At 53.9% G+C, this 18,811-nt stretch carries 19 protein-coding genes; 5 read left to right on the top strand and 14 right to left on the bottom strand.

Translation table 11 applies throughout. The annotated features are described in order from the left end of the window. Position 1: 1 nt before the first annotated feature. From ribD to rpiB, 4 genes are all read right to left on the bottom strand, one after another. Positions 2–1,123, bottom strand: a complete 1,122-nt coding sequence (gene ribD, locus SIB88_RS12455; protein ID WP_412558181.1) for a bifunctional diaminohydroxyphosphoribosylaminopyrimidine deaminase/5-amino-6-(5-phosphoribosylamino)uracil reductase RibD — start codon at positions 1,121–1,123, stop codon at positions 2–4. Next, the gene (gene nrdR, locus SIB88_RS12450) at positions 1,123–1,596 is read right to left on the bottom strand and encodes a transcriptional regulator NrdR (RefSeq protein ID WP_068519019.1); all 474 of its coding nucleotides are present in this window, start codon (positions 1,594–1,596) and stop codon (positions 1,123–1,125) included. Before nrdR ends, ribD begins: the two co-directional genes overlap by 1 nt. A 22-nt stretch (positions 1,597–1,618) precedes the next feature. After that, positions 1,619–2,893, bottom strand: a complete 1,275-nt coding sequence (gene glyA, locus SIB88_RS12445) for a serine hydroxymethyltransferase (protein WP_068519018.1) — start codon at positions 2,891–2,893, stop codon at positions 1,619–1,621. A 110-nt stretch (positions 2,894–3,003) separates the two neighbouring features. Further along, positions 3,004–3,438, bottom strand: coding sequence for a ribose 5-phosphate isomerase B (gene rpiB / locus SIB88_RS12440; RefSeq protein WP_101246278.1), 435 nt, complete (start codon positions 3,436–3,438; stop codon positions 3,004–3,006). A 466-nt stretch (positions 3,439–3,904) separates the two neighbouring features. Here rpiB and SIB88_RS12435 point away from each other — a divergent pair, with 466 nt between their 5' ends. After that, positions 3,905–4,324 (top strand): MucR family transcriptional regulator, encoded by a 420-nt coding sequence (locus SIB88_RS12435; RefSeq protein ID WP_068519016.1) that lies wholly within the window; start codon positions 3,905–3,907, stop codon positions 4,322–4,324. 137 nt (positions 4,325–4,461) lie between these two features. Here SIB88_RS12435 and SIB88_RS12430 read toward each other — a convergent pair whose 3' ends face one another. From SIB88_RS12430 to SIB88_RS12385, 10 genes are all read right to left on the bottom strand, one after another. Next, positions 4,462–5,568, bottom strand: a complete 1,107-nt coding sequence (locus SIB88_RS12430; protein WP_068519015.1) for a branched-chain amino acid ABC transporter substrate-binding protein — start codon at positions 5,566–5,568, stop codon at positions 4,462–4,464. A gap of 206 nt (positions 5,569–5,774) precedes the next feature. After that, a complete protein-coding gene (locus SIB88_RS12425; RefSeq protein ID WP_068519014.1) occupies positions 5,775–6,131 on the bottom strand; it encodes a DUF6867 family protein in 357 nt (118 codons plus the stop codon). Positions 6,132–6,142: 11 nt separating this feature from the next. Next, complete coding sequence (locus SIB88_RS12420) at positions 6,143–6,853, bottom strand: ABC transporter ATP-binding protein (RefSeq protein WP_068519204.1); 711 nt, start codon at positions 6,851–6,853, stop codon at positions 6,143–6,145. A gap of 20 nt (positions 6,854–6,873) precedes the next feature. After that, positions 6,874–7,728: an ABC transporter ATP-binding protein gene (locus tag SIB88_RS12415; protein ID WP_068519013.1), complete on the bottom strand. Its 855-nt coding sequence runs from the start codon at positions 7,726–7,728 to the stop codon at positions 6,874–6,876. After that, on the bottom strand, positions 7,725–9,245 hold the full coding sequence (livM, locus tag SIB88_RS12410) for a high-affinity branched-chain amino acid ABC transporter permease LivM (RefSeq protein ID WP_170310166.1): 1,521 nt from the start codon (positions 9,243–9,245) through the stop codon (positions 7,725–7,727). The genes SIB88_RS12415 and livM overlap by 4 nt, the downstream gene beginning before the upstream one ends. Beyond that, on the bottom strand, positions 9,245–10,168 hold the full coding sequence (locus SIB88_RS12405) for an ABC transporter permease subunit (RefSeq protein ID WP_068519011.1): 924 nt from the start codon (positions 10,166–10,168) through the stop codon (positions 9,245–9,247). Before SIB88_RS12405 ends, livM begins: the two co-directional genes overlap by 1 nt. A gap of 353 nt (positions 10,169–10,521) precedes the next feature. Beyond that, complete coding sequence (locus SIB88_RS12400) at positions 10,522–10,713, bottom strand: DUF6898 family protein (protein WP_101246281.1); 192 nt, start codon at positions 10,711–10,713, stop codon at positions 10,522–10,524. A gap of 127 nt (positions 10,714–10,840) precedes the next feature. Next, positions 10,841–11,731, bottom strand: a complete 891-nt coding sequence (gene mmsB / locus SIB88_RS12395; RefSeq protein ID WP_068519010.1) for a 3-hydroxyisobutyrate dehydrogenase — start codon at positions 11,729–11,731, stop codon at positions 10,841–10,843. 74 nt (positions 11,732–11,805) lie between these two features. Further along, the gene (locus SIB88_RS12390) at positions 11,806–12,897 is read right to left on the bottom strand and encodes an enoyl-CoA hydratase/isomerase family protein (RefSeq protein WP_412558180.1); all 1,092 of its coding nucleotides are present in this window, start codon (positions 12,895–12,897) and stop codon (positions 11,806–11,808) included. 3 nt (positions 12,898–12,900) lie between these two features. Then, positions 12,901–14,040, bottom strand: a complete 1,140-nt coding sequence (locus SIB88_RS12385; protein ID WP_412558179.1) for an acyl-CoA dehydrogenase family protein — start codon at positions 14,038–14,040, stop codon at positions 12,901–12,903. A gap of 225 nt (positions 14,041–14,265) precedes the next feature. Here SIB88_RS12385 and SIB88_RS12380 point away from each other — a divergent pair, with 225 nt between their 5' ends. The 4 genes from SIB88_RS12380 (at position 14,266) to hemB (ending at position 18,792) form a co-directional block, all read left to right on the top strand. After that, the gene (locus SIB88_RS12380) at positions 14,266–15,552 is read left to right on the top strand and encodes an O-acetylhomoserine aminocarboxypropyltransferase/cysteine synthase family protein (protein WP_412558178.1); all 1,287 of its coding nucleotides are present in this window, start codon (positions 14,266–14,268) and stop codon (positions 15,550–15,552) included. 131 nt (positions 15,553–15,683) lie between these two features. Further along, positions 15,684–16,445 carry a DeoR/GlpR family DNA-binding transcription regulator gene (locus SIB88_RS12375; RefSeq protein ID WP_412558177.1) on the top strand — a complete coding sequence of 254 codons (762 nt, stop codon included), beginning with the start codon at positions 15,684–15,686 and terminating at the stop codon, positions 16,443–16,445. Between the two features lie 34 nt (positions 16,446–16,479). Further along, entirely contained in the window at positions 16,480–17,694 is a 1,215-nt protein-coding gene (locus SIB88_RS12370) for an MFS transporter (protein ID WP_250283639.1), read from the top strand. A gap of 90 nt (positions 17,695–17,784) precedes the next feature. After that, entirely contained in the window at positions 17,785–18,792 is a 1,008-nt protein-coding gene (gene hemB / locus SIB88_RS12365) for a porphobilinogen synthase (RefSeq protein ID WP_068519004.1), read from the top strand. The last annotated feature ends 19 nt before the right edge of the window (positions 18,793–18,811 follow it).

Below are 18,811 nucleotides of genomic sequence, written 5' to 3'. Positions count from 1 at the left end.
ATTATCCCGTTTTATAATCGTAAGTTACCGCGATATCTTCACCCAGAACACAAACAGATGTACGGGTAAAGCGCGGCATATCAACAAGCCGTTCAACACCAAGTTCGGCGATCATTGCCTTGCCATCATCCCCCAACAGGGCTGGTGCAACAAAATGCACGATACGATCAACGCATTGCGCAGTGATCAGCCCTGCGGCCAAGGCCCCGCCACTTTCGACAAGCACCCGGGTCAGTCCGGCATCGCCAAGCTTTTGCATGGCATCATGTAGGTCCAAATGATCGCCGTCGCATCCGGCTTCGATCACTTTTACCGAAGTTTTTTCAAACTTTTCCAATAGTTCGGCAAATTTTGCGCCGGATGTCACGACCCAGGTGGCAACCTCGGATGCCGTCCGGATCAGTTTCGCGGTTTCGGGGACCTCGCCCCGGCAGTCCAGAATAACCCGCACCGGTGATTGGTGGGCGCGTCCCGGCAATCGACAGGTCAGCGTCGGGTCATCTGCAAGAACAGTTTTCGCCCCAACCAGAATGGCATCGTGATTGGCCCGTAACAGGTGTCCGTGTTCGCGTGCCGCGTCGCCGGTGATCCATTGACTTTCACCGGACCGGGTGGACGATCGTGCATCCATGGTGGCGGCAAGCTTCAAGGTCACAAATGGCCTTTTGCGCTCCACCCGCGACAGGAAACCTTCATTGATTTTTCTGGCTTGGTCGCAAAACAGACCAACATCCACGGAAATACCCGCGTCACGGAGCATCGCATGCCCCCGCCCCGATACACGATCATCCGGATCGGTCAGTGCACTGACGACACGGGTAACACCGGCTTCAATCAGGCCGGCCGCACAGGGGGGAGATTTTCCGAAATGGCTACAGGGTTCAAGCGTGACATAGGCCGTCGCCCCGCGGGCCAGATCACCGGCCATATCCAGGGCAACGCGTTCTGCATGGGGTCGACCACCGGGCTTGGTATGGCCACGGCCGACAATCAGGCCGTCTGCTGAAACAAGGACGCAACCGACGGACGGGTTCGGCCAGACATTTCCCAAACCGCGTTTTGACAGGCTCAATGCGACCCGCATGAAATGCCGGTCGTCTTCGCTAAACGCGGGGGGTGCCATTACTCTGCGTCCGCCTCTTCTTCCCCGTCATTCATCTTTTCCACGAATTGTTCGAAGTCGCGTGCTTCGCGGAAATTCTTGTAGACCGAAGCGTAGCGTACATAGGCAACCTGATCGAGGGCATTCAACGCCTCCATCACCATTTCACCAATGGTATCGGTTGAAATGTCGCTTTCTCCGCTGCTTTCAAGGCGTCGTTGAATGCCATTCAAGGCCTTCTCGACGCGCTCGTCTTCAATCGGACGCTTGCGGCAGGCAAGAAAGATCGACCGCGCCAGTTTGTCGCGGTCGAACAATTCGCGTTGCCCGTCCGTTTTGACCACCATCAATTCACGCAACTGCACACGTTCAAACGTTGTGAAGCGCGATCCGCAAGCCGGGCAGAACCGACGACGACGAATGGCATGATGCTCTTCTGTCGGGCGGGAATCCTTGACCTGGGTATCAGTATGTCCGCAAAACGGGCAACGCATTATCTATACTCGGCTCTTGCGATCAGGAATAGATCGGGAAGCGTTTGCAAAGGTCTTCGACCTTCGCACGAACAGCGGCTTCGACCTCGGAATTGCCTTCCGGGTTGTCAACCATGGCATCAAGAACATCACCGATCAGCTCGCCGATCTGTTTGAATTCTTCAACACCAAAGCCACGGGTCGTACCAGCCGGCGTACCAAGACGAATACCCGAAGTAACGGTCGGCTTTTCGGTATCGAACGGAATGCCGTTCTTGTTGCAGGTGATGCCCGCACGCTCAAGTGCGACTTCTGCGGTGTTGCCCTTAAGACCCTTGGGACGCAGGTCAACCAGCATCAGATGCGTATCGGTGCCACCGGTCACGATGTCAAAGCCGCGCTTGACCAGTACTTCGGCCAGTGCCTTGGCATTGTCGACGACCTGCTGGGCGTATGCCTTGAATTCCGGACGCAGTGCTTCGCCAAAGGCAACCGCCTTGGCTGCAATCACATGCATCAGCGGACCACCCTGCAAGCCCGGGAAGACCGCAGAATTGATCTTTTTACCAATGTCGAGATTGTTCGACAGGATCATGCCGCCACGCGGACCACGAAGGGTTTTATGCGTGGTGGTGGTCACCACGTCAGCATAGGGAAGCGGGCTCGGATGAACGCCACCGGCAACCAGACCGGCAAAGTGCGCCATATCAACCATCAGAAGCGCGCCAACCTTATCAGCGATTTCGCGGAACCGCTTGAAATCGATCTGGCGCGGAATGGCAGAACCACCTGCAATGATCAGGGTCGGCTTGTGTTCAACGGCCAATGCTTCAACCTGATCGTAATCAAGGGTCAGGTCGTCTTCACGCACGCCATACTGGATCGCATTGAACCATTTGCCCGACAGTGCCGGACGTGCACCATGCGTCAGGTGACCACCGGCATCCAGCGACATGCCCAGAATGGTATCGCCCGGCTTGCAAAGTGCCAGCATGACCGCACCGTTTGCCTGTGCACCGGAATGCGGCTGAACGTTGACATACTCACAGCCAAAGATTTCCTTGGCGCGTTCGATCGCCAGGGCCTCGGCAACGTCAACATATTCGCAACCGCCATAATAACGACGCGACGGGTAACCTTCGGCGTATTTGTTGGTCAGGACAGTACCCTGTGCTTCGATAACGGCTTTGGAAACGATGTTTTCCGAAGCGATCATTTCGATCTGGTTCTGCTGACGGGCAAGTTCGTCGGTGACGGATTTGAACAATGCCGGATCGGCGTCGGACAAGCTGGTAGAGAAAAAGCCTTTGAACGACATGCTGGGGCCTCTTTCGATGCAAGGTTACAGGGCAAGGTCACAGGACGGGCAACAATCAAACGCACCCTGCCCGGTCTGGTTAATGCCAGATGGCGGTGAAATATGTTTGCTCAGGACATCTTTGCAATACGGCCTTCATGACGACCGCCTTCGAATTCGGTCGAAATGAATGCATCAACACAATCAAGTGCCGTCGCTTCGCCAAGCAGGCGTGCGCCAAGGCACAGAACATTTGCGTTATTATGCTGGCGGCAAAGCTCGGCCGAAAGACGGTCATGAACAAGGGCGGCACGGACCTGCGGGAACCGGTTGGCCGCGATGCTCATGCCAATACCCGAACCGCAAACCAGAATGCCGGCCTCGGCTGAACCGTCGATGATCGATTTGGCAACGGCCTGTGCAAAGTCCGGATAATCCACCGATGCAGAACCATTGGTACCAAGATCGGAAACCTCGACACCACGGTCTTTCAGAAGTTCGATGATGGCTGATTTCAGTTCAACGCCGCCATGGTCGGACGCAATGGCAAGGGTTTTGACGGTCATCTGCGCGCCTTTATTCAAAAGTCAAAGAGTAAAATTGAGCGCCTTGTAGCATATAGCGGTGCCCCTGCCAACGCAGAGCTCGGCCAGAATGGCAAGTTTTGCGAAACCCAGATATGCGCATTGATGGACGCATATATATTGTCACCTGCCCGGCCCCGGGATTTGACACGCAATAGTATTAAGCAAAATCCAGAAACACCACAAAGTAGCGTCCCTTTACTGTCCCGGCAAATAATTAGAGATTTAATCACGAAGACAATATTAACCAATTGGTCAAAATATCTGCCCTCACTGCATAACTATGCGCGTAAAAGTACTAATTACGATAACCTTATACGCACCCCTATATACTTGTCTGATGATAACATCAGATAAATGACCCTTGTTATTTTCTGTTGTTTGACTATCTGTTTGGAATAGTGCATTAGTTTTAATGTGAATTTTCAAATGAAGGGTTACTTCAATCATGGCCGAAACTGAGAACAGCGTGCTTGACCGCGACGAACTCTTGCAGATGACCGTTGATATTGTTTCTGCATATGTCAGCAACAATGCACTTGCTGCTGCGCAGATTCCTGAACTGATTTCTACTGTCTTTTCTTCGCTTGACGACATTCGTGAAGTTGAAAAAGAACCTGAACAAGAACCGCTCAAACCCGCTGTTCCTGTGCGTAAATCGATTGGCGATGACTACATCATCTGCCTTGAAGACGGCAAAAAGCTCAAGATGCTCAAACGCCACCTGCGCACGACCTACAACCTGACGCCGGAAGAATACCGTGCGAAATGGGGCCTGCCGGCCGACTACCCGATGGTCGCACCGAACTACGCCAAACAGCGTTCGCAGTTTGCCAAAAAGATCGGCCTTGGTCGCAAGGCGAAGTAACCTTTCAGACTGCCCAGAAATACCGGCAGTCTTGCTGACAAGAAAACGCCGTTCCCGAAAAGGAACGGCGTTTTCTTATGTCCGGTCATAAAAAAAGCCCGGCATGTGCCGGGCTTTTTCCAAATCGGATGATTTGATTAGTTTGCGTAGTCGTAGGAACCGTTGTCCCACTCGTAGAATACGTAACCCGGAGCCGCAACATCACCCTTGGCGTCGAACGAGATCGAACCAAGAACGGTGTCGAAGGTTGCACCGCTGTGCAGAGCTTCGATAACAGCTTCGGAATCAGTGGTGCCGGCTTTGGCAACTGCCTGTGCCCAAGCCTGGATCGCACCATAGGTGTAAAGGGTGTAACCTTCCGGCTTGTAACCCTGACCTTCGAAGTATTTGACGAGTTCAGCGTTGCGCGGATCTTTTTCAAGAGCCGGACCAGCGGTGAACAGCGTGCCTTTACCAGCGTCGCCAGTGATCGACCAGTATTCGAGCGAGTTCAGAGCATCACCCGAAATGGCAAGGGTATCCATACCCTGAGCGCGCATCTGACGAACGATCAGGCCAAGCTCGGTGTGGTAACCACCATAATACAGAACGTCGATGCCTTCTGATTTCAGCTTGGTCACCAGTGCCGAGTAATCTTTCTCAGCCGGGGTGATTGCTTCGTACATGGCTTCGGTAACGCCGGCAGCATTCAGGTTTTTCTTGGTCTCGTCAGCCAGACCTTTGGAATAAGCCTGTTTGTCGTGAACGATGGCGATTTTCTTGTCGCCATAGTTTTCCGCCAGGTATTTACCTGCGACTTCACCCTGCTGGTCATCACGACCGCAAACACGGAACACATTGTCCATGTCACGCTCGGTCAGCTGCGGGTTGGTCGAAGCCGGGGAAATCTGAACGATGCCTTCTTCGAAATACACTTCCGATGCCGGGATCGAGGAACCCGAGCAGAAGTGACCAGCAACGAGAGCAACGTTTTTGCTGACGAGCTGGTTGGCAACTGCAACTGCCTGTTTCGGATCGCAAGCGTCATCGCCGATCTCGAGAACGACTTTTTCGCCATTCACACCGCCAGCAGCGTTGAGGTCAGCAACCGCTTTCTCTGCGCCCTTGGTCATCTGTTCGCCGAACGCCGCATAAGGACCGGTCATCGGACCAACGGTCGCGATCACGATGTCAGCCTTGGCAGCACCCATTGAAAGAACAAGCGCGGAAGCAGTGGCAAGAAGGCCGAGCTTGGTTTTCGACATTAGAGAAGTCTCCCTGTTCCAAAGGTTGGTTCCATCACCATGACAGAACCATCTTTTCGGACCCGAAACCGGCTCATATTCTTCGCCGATTACCGGTTTCAGCTCCCTAGTACTTTAACACCCCTGAATTGGTGTGCAATAGTACAAACTGGTGTATTGCCAATTATTTAGCAATGGTGTGGTGGCGCAAAACGCCACCACAAAAATCAGCGCACATCCGCCCCTTCGCGGGCACGATATGCAAACGGACCAACGCGTTCATAAAGCCACGGATATTGCGACAGCATCTTGTTCACCTGGGTCAGCCGGAAGGCCCCCAGCATGATTGCAAACAAGATTACCGTGTCAAAAATATAGCCTGAAAGCGAAAGAAGTTCGCCTTCGAACAGCGCATAGACCATGAAACGATCAACAAGACCGAGCAACAGCGCATACGGCAAAAGCTGGTATGACGGCCGCCAGGTATTGGCGATGGCCTGTCCGGTCATAAAGGCACAGAAGCCCATCAGAATGATGGTCATGCCAATGGTGACACCAATGCTGGTCCCCGTAATGGATTCCATATCAGACCTCCTTAGTGGCCGCCTTCGAGATAGGCTGCACGAACTTCCGGATTTGCCAGAAGTTCCGCACCCGTCCCCGAGAGCGTAATATTGCCATTGACCATCACATAACCGCGATGAGCGAGCTTGAGAGCATGGAATGCGTTCTGCTCGACAAGGAAGACAGTTACCTTGTTTTCGCGGTTAATCTTTTCAACGGTCTCGAAAATCTGCTTCACCACAAGCGGTGCCAGACCAAGTGACGGCTCATCCAGCAGCAAAAGACGCGGACGCCCCATAAGGGCACGGCCGATCGCAAGCATCTGCTGCTCGCCACCGGACATGGTCCCTGCACGCTGGCTGATGCGTTCCTTCAGGCGCGGGAACAGATCAAACACCATTTCAAGATCCGAATCGAAATGTTTCGGGTCCTGGGTAATTGCCCCCATCTGAAGGTTTTCATAAACCGACATACGCGGGAAGATGCGACGACCTTCCGGCGATTGCTGAATGCCAAGATTGCAGATCTCATGCATCGGCATGCGACTGATATCCTGACCTTCGAACAAAATCCGGCCTTTGCTTGCCTGCGGCGACCCGCAGCAAGTCATCAGCAACGTGGTCTTACCGGCACCATTGGCGCCGATAAGGGTAACGATTTCACCTTCGTTGACTTCCATATCAATGCCCTTGAGGGCTTCGATATTGCCATAGAAGGTATGAACACCTTCGATTTTAAGCATGGACATATCGATGAACTCCCTCAGTGCGCATTCGGATCAACATTAAGGTCGGCGGCAACTTCCGGCGGAAGCTCGTCATCCTCTTCTTCGCCAAGATAGGCGCGGATAACGGCCGGATCATTCTTGACGGCATCGGGATTGCCATCGGCAATCTTTCGTCCGTAATCAAGAACGATCACATGGTCGGAAATCTGCATCACGACGCTCATGTCATGTTCGATCAGAAGGCAACCAACGCCCTGATCATCACGGATGCTTTGCAACAGGATGTTCAGTTCCGCCGACTCACGCGGGTTAAGGCCCGCTGCCGGCTCATCCAGGCAAAGAAGTGACGGATCAGTACACATTGCACGTGCGATTTCCAGACGACGCTGTGAACCATATGGCAGGTTACCGGCATTCCAGTCGGCCTGATCATACAGACCAACCTTGTTCAGCCAGAACTTCGCCTTTTCGATCGCTTCCTTTTCCGCCTTTGCATAGCGGCCAAGGTTGAACAGCCCGGCAATGGAAAATGCAGATGCTTCCATCAGTCGGTTATGCTGCGCAACGATCAGGTTTTCCAGAACCGTCATCCCGGTAAACAGGCGAATGTTCTGGAATGTACGTGCAACACCGTTATTGCGCGGAATACGGAACCCTTCGGTCCGCTCCAGCAAACGGGGGCCATCATTGGCATGCAGGGTCAAACGCCCCTCGGTCGGGACATAGAACCCGGTCAGGCAGTTAAACACCGTGGTTTTGCCTGCACCGTTCGGGCCGATGATTGCTGTGATTTCACTTTTATTAGCCGTGAAAGACAGATCATCAATCGCGACCAGACCGCCAAAGCGCATGGTCAGGTGTTCGACTTCGAGCAGTTTGTTGTCGGTCATTTCAACTCTCCGGCAACTTTTTCTTTCTGGCTCATATTGAGCAGAATGGTCGGGTCACGGAAGGACAACAGACCGCGCGGACGCCACAACATGATGGCAACAATACCGGCACCAAAGATCAGCATGCGGTATTCGGCAAGTTCACGGAACATTTCCGGGAAACCGATCATCACGATGGCGGCCAGAACCACACCGATCTGACTGCCCATGCCGCCCAGAACCACGATCGCAAGAATCACGGCAGATTCAAGGAAGGTGAAGCTTTCCGGGCTGATAAAGCCCTGACGGGTGGCAAAGAAGGCCCCGGCAAATCCACCGAACATTGCACCAATCGCAAAAGCCGAAAGTTTGGTGTTGGTCGGGTTGATGCCAAGCGAACGGCACGCGATTTCGTCTTCACGCAGCGCTTCCCACGCACGACCGATCGGCAGTTTGCGCAGGCGCATGGTGACAAAGTTGGTCACAAGTGCCAGTGCAAGGATCAGGTAGTACAGGAAGATCAGGCGATGCATGGACGAATAGTCCATCCCGAACAGGTCGCTAAAGGCAACGGAGCCCTCAGGTACACGGCGGGAGAAATCGGCAAGGCCAAAGAAGCTCGGACGTTCGATTGATGAAATGCCATCCGGGCCGCCGGTCAGATCATACCAGTTGATCAGAACAACACGGATGATTTCACCAAAGCCCAGCGTCACGATGGCCAGATAGTCACCACGCAAACGCAGAACCGGGAAGCCGAGAATGATGCCAAAGCTGGCAGCAAAGATCCCGGCAAGCGGCAGGCAGAGCCAGAAGCTCAGATCGAAGTTCTGTGACAGCAATGCATAGGAATAGGCCCCCACTGCATAAAATGCCACATAACCAAGATCAAGAAGACCAGCCAAGCCAACCACGATATTAAGCCCCCACCCCAGCATGATGTAAATCATCACGAGGGTCGCAAGGTCGATCGCGGAACGGTTTTCCCCGAACAGGAACGGGAAGATGATGAAGAAGATAATCCCCACCAAACCGATCTTTTTGGTGTTTGAGCGATAAACCAGCTGGATCTTGGACGACAGCTTTGCGCTTTCATCGACTTCGACCGCGCCTTTTTCCTTCATCGAGAAATAGGCGATGGCAAAAACGATGGCGACAAAGGCAATGGCGACAACGGTGCTAAGCACACTGCCAAATGCCATGTCCAGAACCACCGGCGATGCCCAGCGATCATCCATGTCACGGAAACGGACAAACATTTCGAATACGGCAACCGCAGTCACCGTAATCAGCAATGCCTGGACAATTCGGGACATGCCTTCGCGGCGCATGATAAGGGCAAAACGCCCGACCACGGTTGATCCGATGGCAATCAGAACAAGATCCCAGCGAACGGCCAGTTCCAGACCGGTCGGACGGTCAACCGTTTCAACACCAAGGATCATGACCGACATCAGCAGCGCGACAACTGCAAAGAACGCGAGTTCCTTAACAACTTCCGAGCCGTTGGTACGAGTTGATGCAAATGCAGATGACATCAGACTTTCTCAACCTCCGGCTTGCCAAGCAGACCCCACGGGCGGAAGATCAGCACAAGAACCAGAATACCGAACGTTGCAACGTCCTTGTATTCAATCGTGAGATACCCCGACCAGAATGCTTCGATCAGACCAATCAGCAACCCACCAAGCATGGCGCCGGGCAGCGACCCGATACCGCCAAGAACGGCGGCGGTGAAGGCCTTCACACCGGCCAGGAAGCCGATATAGAAGTCGATCACACCGTAATACAGGGTCACCATCATCCCGGCGACAGATGCCAGTGCGGCCCCCATGACAAAGGTGGTCGAAATCGTGCGGTCCACATTCACGCCCAGAAGGCCCGCCATGGTGCGGTCCTGTTCACAAGCGCGCTGTGCACGGCCAAGCGAGGTTTTCGCGATCAGCAGCGAGAAGACAACCATCAGCACGAAGGTCAGAACGATGATCACGATCTGCATGTAGCTGAGCTGGACGTCGAAATTCGCGCTTTCCATAAGGGTAATGCCGCCCTCAACAAGCGGCTGCATCGGCTTAACGCGCGCGCCCTGCGAAATCTGAACAAAGTTCTGCAGGAAGATCGACATACCGATGGCAGAAATCAGGGCTGCCAATCGGAAGGATCCGCGCAAGGGCCGATATGCCACACGTTCCACGCCCCAACCGTAAATCGAGGTCAGAACCATTGAAACGAACAGCATCAAAAGAAGTGTGAGCGGAAGAATGCCGCTGATCCCTGCCGCCTGACAGATCAGGAAGGTAATCAGGGAATGAAACGCACCGAGCATATAAATCTCGCCGTGCGCAAAGTTGATCATGCCGATGATGCCGTAGACCATCGTGTAACCGATGGCGATCAAACCATAAATGGCTCCCAGCGTCAGACCGTTGATCAATTGTTGTAGGAAATAAGCCCAATCCATTGCACAACCTTAGATTTGGCACAGACAAACAAGGTCCTCGCCAGCTCGGCAGAAGGCATCAAGCCACATATATATGTATTGATTGGATGAGACATAGTCTCCCCATTGCCCCCTTGCAAACCCGCGAAGCCTCCGTCTTATTGTTATCGGGTATGACCCGGTTTTAGCCTTCGGAGCCGACCATTCTGTTTGTGGTTCTTACTTCCGAAAGCGCGATTAGAGCGTGAACCTTAGACACATGTGTTCAAAGGCTGCAAGCGGCTTTGAGATTTTAGTGAAAATCACCAAATCAGGAATTGATATTGGAATAAAACACTGATCCGATAAGCCACCCGCTCTTTATATTGTATACATTATCCCTTTTTCAGGACGTATTCAAGTTTTTGTGCGGCGACCCTTTTCAACTGTTCAGGATTCCGACTCACAGGTCCCGCAACGGTTACCTCCACCCCGGTTTTGCCATCAATCGCCGTACAACGCAGATAGGTTCCCACCTGACGAAGTTCAAAGTAAATCTCGTTTGACGTATTGTGTCGCGTGGTCATTGTAATGCTGATGATCCTTGGGAATGTAACCGCCCCCTATTGTGCGCCCATTCTCGGACAACGCAATAGATAACAAAAACGGGCCCGGAAATCCGGACCCGCTTTGACATAGCATCTGAGAACGAGATCACTTTTCCCCGTCCAGCATTTTTACAATGGCCGAGAAATCCATGCCCCCATGGCCGCTATTGGAATAAAGCGCATAAAGGCTTTCAGCCAGCGCCCCCATCGGCGTGGTCGCCCCCGATGCCGCCGAGGCCTGCTGGGCCAATTTCAGGTCCTTAAGCATCATATCAACTGCAAATCCCGCTTGATAATCGCGGTTTGCCGGGGATGTCGGCACCGGCCCCGGAACCGGACAATAGCTGGTCAGCGACCAGCACTGCCCAGATGCCTTTGACGAGATATCAAAAAGCTTCTGGGCATCAAGGCCAAGACGCTTGGCCAGCATGAAGGCCTCGGAAACAGCAATCATGCTGACACCCAGTACCATGTTGTTGCAGATCTTTGCCGCCTGCCCGGCACCACTGTCACCTGCATGGATAATGTTGCTGCCCATTCCTTCGAGGATCGGCTTTGCGCGGGCAAAATCCGCATCCGAACCACCAACCATGAAGGTCAGGGTCCCGGCTGCGGCCCCTGCGGTTCCGCCGGAAATCGGTGCATCCACCGCGCCAAGGCCCGCCGCACGGGCAAGCTCAGATGCCTTGCGCGCGGCATCGACCTCGATCGTGGAACTGTCAATCAGAACAGTACCGGCCTTGGCATTGGCAATCACACCGTCCGGGCCGTCATATACCGAAAGAACATGCTTACCGGCCGGAAGAACGGTTACAACAAATTCAACATTGCTTGCTGCTTCGGCCACGGTTGCGGCCTTGCCCGCACCGCCATCAACTGCCTTGGCCACCGCATCTGCAGACAGATCGAATACTTTGACGTCGTGCCCTGCCTTGACAAGGTTTGCCGCCATCGGGCCGCCCATATTGCCAAGACCGATAAAACCGATAGTCGCCATTTGAAGTCTCCTCTGACATCCCGCTCGGGACTTTTGTTTTGATTTTTCAGGACCATAGAATGGCCCGGATCATTTTAAAGATTAAGTTCCTTTTCCGCCGGAAGCGGCTCGAAATACTCGGCAATTTCACGCGGATCGACCTGACCTATATCGCCATGCTGCCATTTCGGGGCATGATCCTTATCAACGATCACGGCCCGCACTCCTTCAAACAGGTCGGGCTTGCGCACCATTCGTTGTGACATGCGGTATTCCATATTCAGAACCGAAGCCAGCGTCATCTCACGCCCCTGACGGATCTGGTCAAAGCTGACGCACAGTGCCGTCGGTGACTTTGCCGCCAGAATATCTAGGGTCTCCTTGCCAAACGCGGTTTCTTCACGTTCAAGCGCCTCGAAGATTGCAACAACGCTGTCACCGGCAAACGTCCGATCAATATCATCGCGAATGGTCGTAAGCGGCGCATCACCAAAAGCCGTTTCATAGCGCTTGAGAATATCTGCAACCACCGCCTTTGCATCACCCTCATAGGACGCCGCCGCAAGATCGGCTTTAAGACTGTCAAGCTTGTCGGTTGCAACGCCGTGAGTTGCAAGACCAGTATAAAGACAGTCCGCGGCCTTTATCCGCGCACCGGTCAGGCCGAGATACATGCCGATCTGCCCCGGGCATCGTGGCAGGAAATAGCCCCCCCCGACATCGGGGAAAAACCCGATTCCGGTTTCAGGCATTGCAAACAGGGTCCGCTCTGTCGCCACCCTGAACATGCCGTGTATCGAAACACCGACCCCGCCGCCCATCGTGATACCGTCCATCAAGGCGACATAGGGTTTGGGATAACTGGCGATGTAATGATTAAGGTGATATTCGCGCCGGTAAAAGGCATCAAGCAGATCTTCGTCATCAGTCTTGCGCGCATCATAAAGACCGCGAATATCGCCGCCGGCACAAAAGGCCTTTTCACCGGCACCTTCAATCACAACAGCCTTGATCGACGGATCGGTTTCCCATGATTTGAGTTGCCCCATCATCATATCGACCATCACAAGATCAAGCGCATTAAGCGCGCGCGGGCGATTAAGAACGATCTGCCCGATTGCACCTTGTTGGGAAAAAAGCACGGACGCGTCGGCAACAGTGGTTTGGGTATCAGACGTGTTATTCATGGCCTAGTCTTTCAAAGCGGCGCGGGAAATGATCAGCCGCATGATTTCGTTGGTTCCTTCAAGGATCTGGTGAACACGAAGGTCGCGCAACAGCCGTTCGATCGGATATTCGCGAATATAGCCATACCCGCCATGCAATTGCAGCGCCTGGTTACAGACCTCGAACCCGATATCGGTGGCAAAACGTTTTGCCATGGCACAGAACTGCGTTGCATCATCGGTCTTGTGATCAAGCTTCCACGCCCCCTTATGCAGCATAAGGCGCGCTGCTTCGAGCTCGGTTACCATATCGGCGAACTTGAATTGCAACGCCTGAAACTGATCAAGGCTCTTGCCAAACTGCTTGCGGACTTTCATGTGATCGCGGGCATGTTCCATTGCAGCACGGGCGCCGCCAATCGAACAGGCCGCAATATTCAACCGCCCGCCATCCAGCCCCTTCATGGCAAATTTGAAACCTTCGCCCTCTTCGCCCAGACGGTTTTCGACCGGCACCTTGCAATTGCTGAAGATAACGGCGGATGTCGGCTGACTGTTCCAGCCCATTTTTTCTTCAAGCTTGCCAAATGAAAGCCCGTCAGTGTCCTTGGGAATGATAAATGTCGAAATGCCATTCGGGCCGTCATCGCCGCTACGCGCCATCACAACATATATATCGCTGCGTGATCCGCCGGAAATGAACGCCTTTTCACCATTAAGGACATAATGATCGCCATCACGCACCGCGCGGGTCCGAAGCGATCCGGCATCTGACCCCGCGCCCGGCTCCGTCAGGCAGTAACTTGCGAAATGTTCCATCGACACAAGTTTGGGCAGATATGTTTTGCGCTGCGCGTCCGATCCGAAACTATCGATCATCCAGCACGCCATATTATGGATCGAGATATAAGCCGCAGTAGACGGGCATGCCGCCGCAAGTTCTTCAAAGATGACAGCCGCATCCAGACGGCCAAGCCCAGTTCCGCCGAACTCTTCACGCGTATAGATCGCGGCAAAGCCAAGCTCTGCCGCCTTGCGCAGGGTTTCTTCGGGGAAAATGTGCTTTGCGTCCCATTCACCCGCATGAGGTGCCATTTCGTTCTGGGCAAAATCACGCGCAGCCTGGGCAAATGCCTGCTGATCGTCAGACAGGTTGAATTCCATTGGATCGCCGCCTCTGAAGTTTATCTGTTTTCCCTTTACGTAAACGTGAAAACACCCTCTTGTCAATTCATTCGGTATAACAGTACCGAATTATCACAATATTAAAAAATCACACCGTTTACGTGCATTCACGTAGTCGTTTTCACCAAATGTTTCTTGCTGATGATGGTGCTGTCGGCTTACCTTCTCCGCGTCAGGAACAACAATAAATCAGGGAAACACATCATGTCGTCCACGAAACCGGAAACCATTGTTCTTCATGCAGGCTATCGCGCCGACCCAACCACCGGGTCTGTTGCGGTTCCGCTGTATCAGACCACCAGTTATCAGTTCCGCGACACCCAGCATGCCGCCGACCTTTTCGCGCTTAAGGAACTTGGCAATATCTATACGCGCCTGATGAACCCGACCAATGATGTGCTTGAACAGCGCATTGCCGCCCTTGAAGGCGGCGCTGCTGCGGTTGCACTTGGTTCGGGTCAGGCGGCATCGACTTTTGCCGTGCTGAATATCGCACAGGCCGGCGACAATATTGTCAGCTCGACAGATTTGTATGGCGGGACCTGGAACCTGTTTGCCAATACATTCAAGCAAATGGGCATCGAAGTGCGCTTTGCAGATCCGGCTGACCCGGAAAGCTTCCGCAAACTCGCTGATGACAAGACCCGTGCCTTTTATGCAGAAACCCTGCCGAACCCGAAATTGCAGGTCTTCCCGATCCGCGAAGTTGCCACCATCGGTGACGCGCTTGGCATTCCGCTGATTGTCGACAACACGGCCGCCCCGGTCATCTGCAAACCGATCGAACATGGTGCAAGCATCGTGATGTATTCGACCACCAAATTCATTGCTGGTCACGGCACGTCGGTTGGTGGTGTTGTGGTCGATTCCGGCAAATTTGACTGGGAAAAACATTCCAAACGCTTCCCGCTTTTGAACGAACCTGATCCCAGCTATCACGGTGCGGTCTGGACGCAGGCTGTCAAACCGATTGGCCCGGTTGCCTATGCGATCAAATTGCGCTGCACGCTGTTGCGTGACATCGGTGCCGCTGCATCCCCGTTCAATTCATTCCAGACCATCCAGGGCATGGAAACACTGCCGCTGCGCATGGAACGTCATTGCGAGAATGCCAACAAGGTTGCCGACTTCCTGGCATCACACCCCAAAGTCACCGAGGTCATCCATCCCAGCAAACAGGACGGTGAAAGCCGCCGTCGTGCAGACAGCTATCTCAAAGGTGGGTACGGGTCACTGATGGGCTTTGAACTGGCGGGTGGCAAAGACGCCGGTGAGAAATTCATCAACGCGCTTGAGCTGTTCTATCACGTCGCCAATATCGGCGATACGCGATCACTTGCCATCCATCCGGCTACGACGACTCACAGCCAGCTGTCGGAACAGGATCGTCTGTCATCGGGCGTGACTGACGGTTATGTCCGGCTGTCCATCGGCATTGAACATATTGACGATATTCTGGCCGATCTGACACAGGCCCTTGATAAAGCCTGATCTTGCAAAACTTTGCGACGTCATCTGCAACCGGTCGAACCAACGTTCGACCGGTTTTTCATTGACCAAATTCGCAAACAGGCCTAGATGAAATCGGCAAAACATGCACAACATGCAAAACAGGCACCGCAATGTCGAGCGTCATCACCCGTCAGGATGAAATCCTGAAACTGCTGCGAAACATGGGAACAGTTCATATTCATGACCTGGCCGCCCTGTTTCATGCATCCCTTGATACCATCCGCCGCGATTTGCGCCAGCTTGAAGACGAAGGACAGCTGCGCCGCATCCATGGTGGCGCGGTGCTTCCCAACAAGCCGAGCGAAACCTATGAAGAACGCGCACGCGATCTTCAGCCTGAACGCACGGCCATTGCCCAGAAAACAGCCCGCGATTTGATCCCGGATGACGCCGTGGTCTTTTTTGACAGCGGCACCACCATTTGCGAAGTGGCACGGCACCTCAAACCGTCCTTTCGTGGTACGGTTATTACCGTCAACCCGATGATTGCCGTCGAGCTGGCCGCCCACCCGAACGCCCGGGTTATCATGCTGGGCGGTACGCTTCTGAAAAATGACATGGTCGTCTGTGGACCGACCACAATTGATGAAATCCGCAAATATAATGCAGATCTGGCATTGCTCGGGACCTGTGCCCTGCATCCTGAGTCGGGACTGTCCACCAGCCACCCCGATGAACGCACATCAAAGGCCGCAATGATCAGCCAATCAGCCGAAATCATCGCTGTCACCACCGCCGACAAACTTGAAACCAGCCTGCCATTCCGGGTGTGTGATATTGATGCGATATCCCACCTTGTAACAGGTCGCAAACTTTCGGCCGGATATCTCAAAAACTATGCCAAGCGCGGAATGAACGTTGTTCAGGCCTGATTGCCCAAACGCCCAGTGACCGGAGCCACCAAAGATGCAAAATTATTCCCAGCCCCATAACCGGGTACGCACCATCTTCTTTTTGCATGGCGCTGCCTTTTCAAGCTGGGTGCCGCATATCCCCCTGGTGCAGGAACGGCTTGGCCTTGGTCATGACGAACTGGGTGGTATTCTGCTGGCTGCTGCCATTGGGGTGCTTGCCGTGATGCCGATCGCCGGCCGCCTTTCCGATCGCATCGGAAGCGAGCTGGTCGTGCGCTATTCCGGGCTGGCCTATTTCATCGCGGTTGGCATTCCAGTTTTCATGCAATCCTATGTCAGCATCTCTGTTGCGATGTTTGCCCTTGGATTTTCCGGTGCGTTTCTTGATGTGGCAATGAATGCCAATGGCCTGAATGTCGAACGGGTCAAAGGACGCAGCATCATGTCAGGACTTCATGGCTGTTGGAGCCTTGGCGGCTTTGCCGGTGCCGGGATTGCCGCGGCATGGTTCGCCCTGCCCTTTGACAACAGCTACCACCTGCCCGTCATTCTTTCGGTCTTTCTGATCGCCCATATCATTGCCCAAACCAAACTTTTGCCCGACCGGGATGCAATCGCCATCTTGCAGGACAATCAGGAAACGGCAGACCATGCTGCTACCGGCAATGCGGGAACATCCGGCGCGCAAAAGGACCGCCCGATGTTCCTGATGCTGCTTCCGTTCGGTGTTTGTGCCTTTATCGGGCAATTCGGCGAAGGCGTCATTACCGATTGGGCGACAGTCTTTATGAATAGCGAACTGTCATCGGGTGCGACCATGGCCGCTGTCGGCTTTGCCATTTATTCCTGCGCAATGGCTGCAACCCGGCTGTCGGGTGATGCGTTGGTGATGAAATTCGGCCGTGCACCGGTTCTTTTGACAAGTTCTGTTCTGGCATCCCTTGGCACCTTTATCATCGCCCTGTCACCGCATTATATCGTGGCCTGGATCGGGTGCGGCATTGCCGGCACCGGGCTTGCGGTTATTCTTCCGCTTTTGCTGTCGGCAGCATCAAAGGCCACGGGCAAAGGTGGCGGTGCGGTGGTGTCGATCATCGCGGCCACCGGTTATTCGGCAATCATGGCAGGACCGCCGATTATTGGCGCAATCGGCCAGGTGGCCGGCCTTGTCACAGCATTTGCCATCACCGCCAGCTTCCTTGCCCTGATTATCCCGGTTTACCTTCTGACCATGCGTGCACGGCTGCAATTCGCCAGCAATGGTTGATTGCGCATGAAATCTGTCCCATAAATTGGCCTGTCCACTCCTCGGGCAGGATCCAAGGTTCGCCCCGCCTCACAGAACAGAGTACAGATCATGGCCAACAAATTCGCCTATGGCACATTTCCCAGCACCCGGCAGCGTCGTAACCGCATGTCCGATTGGTCCCGTCGCATGGTCGCGGAAAGCCGCTTGACCGCACATGATCTGATTTTGCCGGTCTTTGTGATTGATGGCACCAACCAGCGAACCCCGATCCCATCCATGCCCGGCGTTGAACGCCAGTCTGTCGATGTATTGGTCGAAACCGCCAAACATGCAGAAAAACTCGGTATCCCTGCCCTGGCACTGTTCCCCTATATCGAAGCGAACCTTAAAACCAAGGACGCGCGCGAAGCCTATAACCCCGACAATGTCGTCTGCCGTGCGACCAAGGCGATCAAGGATGCCTGCCCCAATATCGGCATCATCACCGATGTTGCCCTTGATCCGTTCAATTCCGATGGTCAGGACGGGATCGTCGTCGATGGTCAGATTTTGAACGACGAAACCACCGAAGCATTGGTCCGTCAGGCTCTTGTCCAGGCCCAGGCAGGTTGTGACGTTGTCGCGCCATCCGACATGATGGATGGCCGCATTGGTGCGATCCGCAAAACCCTTGAAGGCGAAAGTCTCAAGAACGTTCAGATCATGGCCTATTCCGCGAAATACGCGTCCTCTTTCTATGGACCGTTCCGTGACGCCATCGGTTCCGCAAGCGCGTTGGGCAAGGCAGATAAGAAAACCTATCAGCTTGACCCTGCCAATAGCGACGAAGCGATGCGTGAAGTTGCCTATGACCTCGAAGAAGGTGCAGACTCGGTCATCGTCAAACCGGGTCTTCCGTATCTCGATGTTCTCTATCGCGTGCGTCAGGAATTTGGCGTACCGGTCTTTGCCTATCAGGTATCGGGGGAATATGCGATGTTGCGGGCTGCGGGCCAGAATGGCTGGCTGGATTATATCGGCTGCGCGATTGAAACGCTTTCATGCTTCAAACGTGCGGGCGCATCCGGGGTTTTGACCTATAGCGCCATTGAAGTCGCCGAGGCGCTTGAAGGATAAACCACGGCACGCAACCCCG

The sequence above is a fragment of the Thalassospira sp. MIT121401 genome, from assembly GCF_047125595.1.
GTDB classification, from domain to species: domain Bacteria; phylum Pseudomonadota; class Alphaproteobacteria; order Rhodospirillales; family Thalassospiraceae; genus Thalassospira; species Thalassospira povalilytica.
This window is presented reverse-complemented; position numbering and strand designations above follow the sequence as displayed.